The sequence below is a fragment of the Burkholderia sp. Nafp2/4-1b genome, from assembly GCF_003635165.1.
Lineage (GTDB): Bacteria > Pseudomonadota > Gammaproteobacteria > Burkholderiales > Burkholderiaceae > Burkholderia.
In genome coordinates, this window is the sequence record NZ_ML058650.1 from 1 (window position 1) to 10,561 (window position 10,561).

The following is a 10,561-nucleotide window of genomic DNA, read 5'->3' on the forward strand; positions in this document are numbered from 1 at the left end:
CACTGGCGTTTCTCGGAATGGCGAGTGCCGTAAGAAATTATTACTTTGCGGCAGAAAACCCGGAACCTATTATGCGCCGGTATTTTCACTTAATTTAATAAATTCCCATCAAGACGATATTCCTTTCCATATAGTTAATCTATTCTTTCGGTTTTATTAATTCGGCTGGAGCTGCGGTCGGTCGCCGTTTCGCAATTAATCGGCATCTCGCCGAGCGGAATCGTTCGTTCATTCAAAGCGAAGGCGCGTTGTACGGCGGGCTTCGCGGGGGATGCTTTTGCTTGCGGCTTCTCGTGCGTGCCAATGACGGGCGTCAATTCGCGTTGTCGCGAATTATTGAATTGTCGTTCGCAATGGAATTGATTCCATTGTGCAGTCGTGAAATATGGGTGGGGTAAATCGTGCCGATCGGCATTCGCCGGTCCGGTAAAAAACTCGGGGTGCATCGCACAACGAATGCACTCCCGGTGCGGAGCGCCGGTGCAATTGATCCGGCGTCACCCCGGAAGTCGCAAGTGACGGCGTCCTTGATCCCTAAAACAGGGATGAAGAGCCCTCTGTTGAGGATTGTGGAGACTGATCGCGGGTGCGCGTGCCGAGACGGTGTTTTTAGTCAGGAACGAAAGGCGCGCTTACGCCAGCACGAGCCGCACGCCGACCGCGACGAGCGTCGAGGCGAGCAGGTTGCGCAGCAGTCGCTCGGGCGCGCGCGCCGACAGCAGGCTGCCGACCACGATGCCGGGCAGCGAGCCGAGCAGCAGCGACAGCAGCATCGACCAGTCGACCGAGCCGAGCAGCCAGTGGCCCATCCCGGCGACGAGCGTGAGCGGCACCGCGTGCGCGATGTCGGAGCCGACGATGCGGGCGGTCGCGAGCACCGGATAAAGCAGCAGCAGCACCGTGACGCCGATCGCGCCGGCGCCGACCGACGTCATCGACACGAGCACGCCGAGCACGGCGCCCGTCAGCACGGTCGACCACAGCGTGCGTGCGGGGCTCGGCGTGAGCGGGTTGCGCGCGGCGAGCGCGGTCAGCTGCGGACGGAAGATCAGCGCGAGCGACGTGAGCAGCAGCGCGATGCCGAGCACCAGCTGGATCATCCGCGCGGTGCCGGGCGAATTCATCCCGTGCGTATGCAGCAGCCACAGCGTGACGGCCGCGGCCGGGACGCTGCCGGCCGCGAGCCGGCCGGTGATGCGCCAATCGATTGACCCCTTCAGCCCGTGCACCAGCGTGCCGGTGGCCTTGGTCGCGGCCGCGTACAGCAGGTCGGTGCCGACCGCCGTCGCGGGGTGGACGCCGAACAGCAGCACGAGGATCGGCGTCATCAGCGAACCGCCGCCGACGCCCGTCAGGCCGACGAGAATGCCGACGAACAGGCCGGACAGGGAGTACAGCAGATCGATATGGGGAAGCGACATCGGAAGCAGGCGGTTATGCGGCGTTCGGCGGCGGCGGCGCGCGGCCGCGGCGCGCACGTCAAAGTCCGCCATTGTCGCAAAAGTGACGCGTCGGTGTACGACTACGTTAAAAATCGGCCGGGAAGCCCCGTCGGACGGGCTGTCCGCCCAGGGTGAAACGCGCGTTCGAAGCGCCGCCGGGCCTGATGGGGCGAGGCGGGCTGTGACGTCGACGGGTGGTCTTCCCGATGGCGGGCTATCGGGCGCAGCGCGCACGACCGGACCTGAAAGGACCGGGCGGCACCTGCAGCGGTTCCGCCCGGCCGTCAGTGCATGGCGGGACCGGCGCCCGACACGGCGTCCTGGCGGCGGATCCGCAGCGCGAGGCCGAGCAGCCCGGCCGCGGCCGCGAATGCCGCGCCGACCGCGAACGCCGCGTGGTAGCCGCCGTTCAGCGCGTCGAGCGGCACCGCGTGGGCGGCCGCGAGCGCATCGGTGCGGGCGGCCGCGAGGCTTGCGAGCACGGCGAGGCCGAGCGCGCCGCCCATCATGAACGCGGTGTTGACGATGCCCGACGCGAGCCCCGAATCGGCCGGATCGACGTCGCTCATCGCGGCGAGCAGCACCGGATTGAACGCGACGCCCGCGCCGATGCCGAGCAGCGTCATGCCCGGCAGCACGTGCCAGACGAAGCTGCCGTCGGCCGGCGCGCGCGAGAACAGCGCGAGGCCGCACGCGGCGATCAGCAGGCCGGCCGCGATCGGGCCGCGGATCCCGAAGCGCATCACGATCCGCGCGGACAACCCGAGCGAGAACGCGGCCATGATCAGGTTCGCCGGCAGGAACGCGAGCCCGACCTGCAGCGGCCCGTAGCCGAGCACGCGCTGCATGTAGAGCGCCGACAGGAAGAACCACGCGAACATCGCGGCCGCCCAGAGCACGCCGATCACGTTCGCGAGTGCGACGTTGCGCGCGGCGAACAGCGTGAGCGGCATCAGCGGATGCGCGACGCGTGCCTCGATCGCGACGAACAGCGCGAGCAGCGCGGCGGCCGCGCCGATCAGCGCGACGGTCTGCGTCGACAGCCAGCCGGCCTCGTTGCCGCCGACGATCCCGTAGACCGCGAGCATCAGCGACGCGGTCACGGTGATCGCGCCCGCGACGTCGAGCCGCGCGGCGCCGGCCGGTGCGCGCATGCGCGGCAGCAGCGCGACGCACATCGCATAGACCGCGATGCCGATCGGCAGGTTGACGAGGAAGATCCAGTGCCACGACAGCGTGCTCGTCAGCAGCCCGCCGAGCAGCACGCCGATGCTGCCGCCGCCCGCGCAGACGAAGCCGTAGACGCCCATCGCGCGCGCCCGTTCGCCCGGTTCGGTGAAGAGGTTCATGATCAGCGACAGCGACACGGCCGACACGATCGCGCCGCCGAAGCCCTGCACCGCGCGCGCGGCGATCAGCATCGCCTGCGATTGCGCGAGGCCGCATGCGAGCGACGCGAGCGTGAACACGACGAGGCCCGCGAGGAACATGCGCCGCTGGCCATAGAGATCGCCGAGCCGGCCGCCGAGCAGCAGGCAGCCGCCGAACGTCAGCAGATACGCGTTGACGACCCACACGAGGGCCGTCTCGGTGAAATGGAGATCGGTGCTGATCGACGGCAGCGCGACGTTCACGATCGTGCTGTCGAGCACGATCATCAGCACGCCGAGGCAAAGGACGATCAATGCGTACCAGCGCTTCTCGCCGTGAATACCGTGGGTCATGGGCCGCAGCCTTCTCTCTGATAGTTATTTGAAAGGCTGCATTGTAGACGTCATTCGCGCACGCTTCCTGCCGGTTTGTGGCAGCAGCGACGCGTAGCGGCGGCGCGGGTCGCGCGGCCGCGGCGGGTCACCCGCACGGCGGCAGCTCGCAGCCGTCGGGGCCGCACGCGGCCGCGTCGCCGCCCGCCGGTTCGACGATGCCGCCGTCGCGCCACGCCTGCTCGAGCGCTTGCGCGAACACGTCGGCCGGCTGCGCGCCCGACACCGCGTAGCGGCCGCCGAACACGAACAGCGGCACGCCGCGTCCGCCGATCTGCGCGGCGCGCGCGATGTCGGCTTCGACTTCGTCGCGATAGGCGTCGCTGCGCAGCGTGGCTTCGACGGCCGAGCGTTCGAGCCCTGCCTCGACCGCGAATTCGATCAGCGCCGCGTGATCGAACAGCGAGCCGTGCTCGCAGAAATACGCGCGGTACAGCCGCTCGGTCAACGCATGGGCGCGGCCGGTCGCTTCGGCGAGCTTCACGAGCCGGTGAGCGTCGAGCGTGTCGCCGACGAACGTGCCGGGCAGGTCGTAGCGCAGCCCGACGCTCGCGGCCGCGTCGGTCACCTGGCGCAGCATCTGGCCGACCTGCGCGGCCGACATCCGGTACTTGCTTTCAAGCATCGCCTCGACCGGCTCGACCGGCTGGCCCGGCATCAGCCGGTATGCGCGCAGCACGACGTCGACCCGCTCGGCGTGCGGGAATGCGGCGAGCGCCTCGTCGAAGCGGCGCTTGCCGATCCAGCACCACGGGCAGATCACGTCGGACCAGATTTCGACGGTGAGGGTCGTGCGGGCACTCGGGGCAGGGGTGGTCGTCATGGGCGATCCGGGGAGGCAAAAAGTGTAACCGCGACTATATCATTTCATGCATCGTCACTCGGTCGCGGCCCGGCCGGGGTGGAACGGCGCGGCCGCCGACGTATCGCGAAGCATAGGCACGGGCCGCGCGTGCCGATAGCGATGTCGTGACGAGCGACGAGCGATGGGCGCCGCCGGCACGGATCGTCGGCTCGGTGCGCGTGCCGCTTGCCGCTTACGCGTCGCCCTGCGTTTCCTTCAGATGCTTCAGGTGCTTGTAGACGGTCGCGCGCCCCATCCCGAGCACGTTCGCGACGTAGTTCGCGGCGCTCTTGCCGCGGAACGCGCCTTCCGCGTGCAGCGCTTCGACCAGTTCGCGCCGGTGCTCGCGCGTGAGACCGTTCAGGCCGACCTGCCGCTCGCGCAGCCAGCCGTGCAGGAACGTGTTGATCCGCTCTTGCCAGTCGTCGCGGAACAGCTCGTCCGGCTGCGCGACGATGCCCGCGCCCTTGATGAACACGTCGAGCGTCGCGCGCACGTCGTCGAACACCGCGATGTTGAAGTTGATGCACATCATGCCGGCCGGGTGGCCTTCGTCGTCGAACAGCACGTTGCTCACGCAACGCATGCGCCGGCCGTCCCAGTTCAGCTTCTCGTACGGGCCGATCACGCGCTCGCGCGCCGAATGATCGATTTCCTCGAGCGCGGAATCGTCGCCGACCTCGCGCTTCGACAGGTTGTTCGCGAGGTACAGCACGGTCTGGTCGTGCAGGTCATGGATCACGACTTCCGCGTACGGGAAGAACAGCGCCGCGATGCCGTCGGCGATCGGTGCATAGCGGGTGAGCAGCAGGTCTTTGACGGGGGATTGCTTCTTGCGCATCGGAATCGCCATCTCGGGTGAGCGGGGGCCGGGCGGTGCGTCGGCGCGGCGCGCCGGCAGGCCGTCGACCGGCTGGTCCGTGCGCCCGCGCGCCGCCGCCGCGGCGGTTGCGCCATTGTATCGGCCCCGCGTGCGCGTGCCGCTCATGCGCGCGTCAGATGCGTGTACAGCGCGTGCGCGATCGCGATGTCCTCGAGCCCGAGGCCGATCGAGCGGAAGAACGCGTGACGCGTGCGCGACGGCGCCGCGCAGGTGCCGGCGACGAGCGCGGGCAGGTCGCCGACGATCCGTTCGGGCGTCCAGCCGTGCTCGGCCGCCGCGATCTGCATCTCGCCCGCGCTCGCGGGCGTCGTGTGGCGGTAGTCGCAGTACACGTCCATGTCGGGCAGCCACGCGGGCGGAATCTCGTGCGCGCGCGCGACGTTGGTGCTGATCGACGTGACGAGCGCCGGGCACGTGAGCATGCCGTCCGCGAGCACCGGCGTGCCCGACGACGTGCACAGCATCACGACGTCCGCGTCGCGCACGCAGGCTTCGACGCTCGCGGCCGCACGGGCGCGCGGATCGACCTGCGCGAGCGTCGCCTGCAGCGCCGGGTCGCCGGCGAGCGCGGGCGAATAGGCGCTGATCGACGCCCAGTCGCGCAATGCGGCGGTGTGGCGCAGGTGCGCGAGGCCGACCGCGCCCGCGCCGATCACGGCGAGCCGGCGTGCGTCGCGCGGCGCGAGGCAGTCGACCGCGAGCGCCGTCGTGCCGGCCGTGCGTTCGACCGTCAGCAGCGCTGCATCGCACCACATCAGCGGCTGGCCGGTGCGCATCGACATCAGCGCGGTCCATGCGGTGACGATCGGTTTGCTCCCCGTCACGACGTACGGCGACAGCTTCGCGCCGAACACCTGCTCGTCGGCGAGCGCGCCGAGGTACGTGATGAAATCGCCAGCCTGCTCGGGAAACAGCGTGAGGGTTTGCGGCGGCTGCACCGCGCGAGCCGACGCGAGCGACGCGAACATGCGGCGCAGCGTGCCGAGCACGTCGAGCGCCGGCAGCGCCGCGCGCACCGCGGCTTCGTCGACGGTCAGCGGCAGGGTCGGGGCGGGTTGCGTCATGGAACTTCTCCGGTCGGGGCCGGACAGGACAGTCTCGAAAGCGGGCGTCCGGCGGTGTTTGTGGTGGATTAAAAGTCTAATATAGACAAAAGAAGCCGGGTGGAATTTTCCTTTCGAGCCTCGGCTTGGGCCCCTTTCTCGAGAAAATTGTCGATAAATCAACGGGTTTTGCACATCGACGAAAGCCCGAGGGACGACCTTGGGGGCCAGGATCATCGTATCCCCTATAGTCTATAGTAGACTAAGAGTCTATATTCGGAATGCAGACCCGCGTGCCGTCGCCCGGCGACGGCACCGCGCGACCGGTCTTCATCGCCTCCATCCGCAATCGAAGGACACCGTCATGAACTGGAAGCTTTCCCTCTGCGCCGTCGCGGCGCTCGCGTGCGCGGCCGTCACGGCCCACGCGGAACAGACCACGCTGCGCTTCGGGATCGAAGCCGCCTATCCGCCGTTCGAGAGCAAGACGCCGGCCGGCCAGCTGCAGGGTTTCGACGTCGATGTCGGCACCGCCGTCTGCGCGAAGCTGAAGATGAAGTGCGTGTGGGTCGAGAATGCGTTCGACGGGCTGATCCCGGCGCTGCAGGCGCGCAAGTTCGACGCGATCAACTCGGCGATGAACATCACCGCGAAGCGCAAGCAGAGCATCGACTTCACGCCGGCGATCTACGTGGTGCCGATCGTGATGGTCGCGCGCCGCGGTTCGCCGTTGCGGCCCGATGTCGCGAGCCTGCGCGGCAAGCACGTCGGCGTGCTGCAGGGCTCGTCGCAGGAGGATTTCCTGAAGGCGCACTGGGCGAATGCGGGCGTGGCCGTCGTGCCGTATCAGGATCAGGACCAGATCTATGCCGATCTCGTCGCCGGGCGTCTCGACGCGGCCGTGCAGGAAGCGCAGACCGCGCAGGACGGTTTCCTCGACAAGCCCGCCGGCCGCGACTATCAGATCGTCGGCGAGCCGCTGAAGGATCCGGCGACGCTCGGCGAAGGCACCGGCTTCGGGATGCGCAAGGGCGACAAGGCGCTGCAGGCGAAGCTCGTGGGCGCGCTCGATGCGCTGAAGAAGGACGGCACGCTGAGCGCGTTGTCGCAGAAGTACTTCAAGCGCGACATCGTCGCGAAGTAAGCCTCGGTGGCGCGCCGGCCGCGGGGCCGGCGCGTGTTGCACCGAATCTCACACCCAATCTCGCACCGAATCTCGACGCAGTACGGAAAATCATGGATTTCGACGTCATCGTTCTCGGGGCCGGCATCGTCGGCGTGTCGTCGGCGCTGCATCTGCAGGATCGCGGGCTGCGTGTCGCGCTCGTCGACCGGCGCGCGCCCGGCGAGGAAACGAGCCACGGCAATGCCGGGCTGATCGAGCGTTCGTCGGTCGTGCCGTATGCGTTCCCGCGCCGGCTCGGCACGTTGCTGCGCTACGCGCGCAACCGCTCGGTCGATCTCTATTGGGACTACAAGGCATTGCCCGCGTATGCGGGGTGGCTCGCGCGTTTCTGGCGCGAATCGTCGCCGCAACGGCTCGCGGCCGCCGCGCGCGACATGCTGCCGCTCGTCGCGGCGAGCGTCGTCGAGCACGACGCGCTGCTCGCACGCACCGACGCGCAGCCGCTCGTGCACGACGGCGGATGGATCGAGGCGTTCCGTTCGCCCGCGCTGTTCGACGCCGAAACGCGCGCGCAGCAGCGGGTGGCCGACGCGCACGGGCTGCGGATGAGCGTGCTCGACGCGCGCGCGCTGCGCGCACGGGAGCCCGGGATCGGCGATGCATTCTGCGGCGCATTCCACTGGCAGGACCCGAAGACCGTGTCGAGCCCGGGCGGCCTCACGAAGGCCTACGCGCGGCTGTTCGAGCGCGATGGCGGCACGTTCGTGCGCGGCGACGCGACGACGCTCGCGCAGATCCGCGACGGCTGGCGGGTCGACACCGAACACGGGCCGATCGCGGCCCGGTCAGCGGTGGTCGCGCTCGGGCCGTGGTCCGATCACGTGTTCGCGCCGCTCGGCTACCGGATTCCGCTGCGCTCGAAGCGCGGCTATCACATGCATTACCGGCCGACTCGCACGCCGCTGAACGTGCCCGTGTGCGATACCGAGTCGGGCTTCGTCGTCGCGCCGATGGAAGGTGGACGGCTGCGGCTCACGACTGGTGTCGAGATCGCGTTGCGCGGCGCGCCGCCGACCGGCGTGCAGCTCGCGCGTGCCGAGCCGCTGGCGCGCGATGCGTTCGGCATCGGCGAGCGGCTCGACCCGGCCCCGTGGCTCGGGATGCGGCCGTGCACGCCCGACATGCGGCCGGTGATCGGGCCTGCGCCGCGCCATCGTCATCTGTGGTTCGCGTTCGGCCATTGCCACCACGGGCTCACGCTCGGCCCCGCGACCGGACGTCTGCTCGCCGAGATGATGACCGGCGCACCGACCTATATCGATCCCCATCCGTACCGGCCCGCGCGCTTCGGTTGAGCGTGTCGCGGCACGACGGCCGTCGCGCGGGCGGCCGTCACAGTTTTTCATTCGGCTGTCCGCATTGTCTAAAATCGATTCGCGGAAAATGCTCTGCGTAATTGGTCGGAAAGAAATCGCGATATAAGAAAATCAGAAAAGCAGTGATTTATCAATGCATTTTCATGGAAATGAAAATGCGGAATAAGTAGCTCGCCCCGGCACGCCGTCGACGCGCAGAAACAATCCGTCCCGATGTGGCCCGCAATGTACCGGAACACGTTACTTCGGCCTCGCAAACGTTACGTTACATCGGCGCTCCGCCCGCCAGTTTCGTCTGATTATTGACGCGGGCGCGGCCCGTCTATCTGCCCGGAAATCCATATAGATCCGTTATTGGCTTGAAATGGGCCAACGAATGAGCTCGTTTTATCGAAGTGGCACACTTCCTGCAATCCGTCCCCATGCTTTATCAACGTAGTGCCAACGGAGACACGGTAAAGATGGGACAAAATCTTGAATTGACGGGTGTGGCGCTGTCGGTCGCGGCGGTGTTCGGGGTACTGGCTTCAGGTTCGGCTATTGGGGCGTCGCTCGATGCGCTGCCCATTCCGCAAGTGATCGTGACTCCGTCGGGGAACGGCGTGTCGATCGGGCTGGCTGCCACCGGCACGTCGCCGCTGGGTTCGGTCACCGTGGCGGCGGGCGGCTCGGGCGCGATCCAGACGTCGCTGGGCAATCCGGCGCAGGCATTGTCGGGCGCGGTGAACGCGCTGACGGGCGCGCTCGGCGGCGCTGGCGGCACGGTGACGCCGCTCGCGCCGGTGCAAGGCGTGGTGAACCAGGTGACGGGTGCGCTCGGGGGCGGCAATCCGGCGGGTGCGCTCACCGGTGCGCTGAATACGGCGACGGGGACGTTGAGTAATGCGGTTGGCACGGTAACGGGCGCGCTGGGGAATGTCGGCGGCGGGGCGAACCCGCTGGCGCCGGTTCAGGGTGTCGTTAATCAAGTGACTGGCGCGCTCGGGGGTGGCAACCCGGCAGGTGCGCTGACTGGTGCGCTTGGTACGGTGACGGGTGCCTTGGGTAACGTCGGCGGCGGCGCAAACCCGCTGGCGCCGGTTCAAGGTGTGGTCAATCAAGTGACGGGTGCGCTCGGCGGCGGCAACCCGGCAGGTGCGCTGACTGGCGCGCTTGGTACGGCGACGGGTGCGCTGAGCAACGTGGGCGGCGGCAACCCCGCGGGTGCATTGACCGGCGCGCTGAATACGGCGACGGGTGCGCTGAGCAACGCGGTCGGTACGGCGACTGGAGCGCTGGGTAACGTCGGCGGCGGTGCAAATCCGCTGGCACCCGTGCAAGGCGTCGTGAATCAAGTGACGGGCGCGCTCGGCGGTGGCAATCCGGCAGGAGCACTGACCGGTGCCCTCGGCTCGGTTACGGGTGCGCTGGGCAACGTCGGCGGCAGCAACCCGGCCGGTGCACTGACCGGCGCCCTCGGCACGGTAACGGGCGCCTTGGGCAACGTCGGCGGCACGAACCCGCTGACGCCGATCCAGAACGTCGTCGACCAGGTCACGGGCACGCTGGGCAGCGGCAACCCGGCCGGCGCGCTGAGCAACGCGGTCAATACGATCACGGGTTCGCTCGGCAATCTCGGCGGCGCATCGAGCCCGCTGGCGCCGGTGCAAGGCGCCGTCACGCAACTCGCCGGCACGCTCGGCGGCGACAACCCGGCCGGTGCCCTGGCGAACGCGGTGAACTCGGTGACGGGTGCGCTCGGCAACCTCGGCGGCACGAACCCGCTGGCGCCGGTGCAGGGCGTCGTGAATCAGGTCGTCGGCACGCTGTCCGGCGCCGGCGGCGGCGGCGGCAGCGGCAGCCCGATCACACCGATCACGAACCTCGTCAGCGGCCTGCAGAACGCGCTGCCGACCGGCGGCAGCGCCGCGGGCGCACTCACCGGCGCACTCGGCTCGGTGACGGGCGCGCTCGGCAGCCTCGGCAGCACGAACCCGCTGGCGCCGGTGCAGGGTGTCGTGAACCAGGTCGTCAACACGCTCGGCGGCAGCAATCCGGCCGGCGCGCTGAGCAACGCGGTCAGTTCGGTGACGGGTGCGCTCGGC

8 protein-coding genes are annotated in these 10,561 nt (G+C 68.5%); 3 read left to right on the forward strand and 5 right to left on the reverse strand.

The window, feature by feature from the left end:
* Window positions 1–632 precede the first annotated feature (632 nt).
* The 5 genes from C7H84_RS34610 to C7H84_RS34630 form a co-directional block, all read right to left on the reverse strand.
* Complete coding sequence (locus tag C7H84_RS34610) at window positions 633–1,421, reverse strand: sulfite exporter TauE/SafE family protein (RefSeq protein WP_121863011.1); 789 nt, start codon at window positions 1,419–1,421, stop codon at window positions 633–635.
* 305 nt (window positions 1,422–1,726) lie between these two features.
* On the reverse strand, window positions 1,727–3,166 hold the full coding sequence (locus C7H84_RS34615) for a DHA2 family efflux MFS transporter permease subunit (RefSeq protein WP_121863005.1): 1,440 nt from the start codon (window positions 3,164–3,166) through the stop codon (window positions 1,727–1,729).
* Window positions 3,167–3,293: 127 nt separating this feature from the next.
* Window positions 3,294–4,028 carry a DsbA family oxidoreductase gene (locus C7H84_RS34620; protein WP_121863006.1) on the reverse strand — a complete coding sequence of 245 codons (735 nt, stop codon included), beginning with the start codon at window positions 4,026–4,028 and terminating at the stop codon, window positions 3,294–3,296.
* A 214-nt stretch (window positions 4,029–4,242) separates the two neighbouring features.
* Window positions 4,243–5,037, reverse strand: coding sequence for a PAS domain-containing protein (locus tag C7H84_RS34625; protein ID WP_121863007.1), 795 nt, complete (start codon window positions 5,035–5,037; stop codon window positions 4,243–4,245).
* Window positions 5,034–5,996 carry an ornithine cyclodeaminase family protein gene (locus C7H84_RS34630; RefSeq protein ID WP_121863008.1) on the reverse strand — a complete coding sequence of 321 codons (963 nt, stop codon included), beginning with the start codon at window positions 5,994–5,996 and terminating at the stop codon, window positions 5,034–5,036. The genes C7H84_RS34625 and C7H84_RS34630 overlap by 4 nt, the downstream gene beginning before the upstream one ends.
* 343 nt (window positions 5,997–6,339) lie before the next feature.
* Here C7H84_RS34630 and C7H84_RS34635 point away from each other — a divergent pair, with 343 nt between their 5' ends.
* The 3 genes from C7H84_RS34635 to C7H84_RS34645 form a co-directional block, all read left to right on the forward strand.
* Window positions 6,340–7,119 (forward strand): ABC transporter substrate-binding protein, encoded by a 780-nt coding sequence (locus tag C7H84_RS34635; protein ID WP_121863009.1) that lies wholly within the window; start codon window positions 6,340–6,342, stop codon window positions 7,117–7,119.
* Between the two features lie 92 nt (window positions 7,120–7,211).
* A complete protein-coding gene (locus C7H84_RS34640) occupies window positions 7,212–8,456 on the forward strand; it encodes an FAD-binding oxidoreductase (RefSeq protein WP_121863010.1) in 1,245 nt (414 codons plus the stop codon).
* Window positions 8,457–8,938: 482 nt separating this feature from the next.
* On the forward strand, window positions 8,939–10,561 hold a 1,623-nt coding region (locus C7H84_RS34645; protein ID WP_121863012.1), incomplete at its 3' end, for a hypothetical protein.

Excerpts from the sequence above, each read along its gene's own strand:
- C7H84_RS34610 (WP_121863011.1), bottom strand. The coding sequence starts at position 1,421 with ATGTCGCTTCCCCATATCGATCTGCTGTACTCCCTGTCCGGCCTGTTC.
- C7H84_RS34615 (WP_121863005.1), bottom strand. The coding sequence starts at position 3,166 with ATGACCCACGGTATTCACGGCGAGAAGCGCTGGTACGCATTGATCGTC.
- C7H84_RS34640 (WP_121863010.1), top strand. The coding sequence starts at position 7,212 with ATGGATTTCGACGTCATCGTTCTCGGGGCCGGCATCGTCGGCGTGTCG.
- C7H84_RS34620 (WP_121863006.1), bottom strand. The coding sequence starts at position 4,028 with ATGACGACCACCCCTGCCCCGAGTGCCCGCACGACCCTCACCGTCGAA.
- C7H84_RS34630 (WP_121863008.1), bottom strand. The coding sequence starts at position 5,996 with ATGACGCAACCCGCCCCGACCCTGCCGCTGACCGTCGACGAAGCCGCG.
- C7H84_RS34625 (WP_121863007.1), bottom strand. The coding sequence starts at position 5,037 with ATGAGCGGCACGCGCACGCGGGGCCGATACAATGGCGCAACCGCCGCG.
- C7H84_RS34635 (WP_121863009.1), top strand. The coding sequence starts at position 6,340 with ATGAACTGGAAGCTTTCCCTCTGCGCCGTCGCGGCGCTCGCGTGCGCG.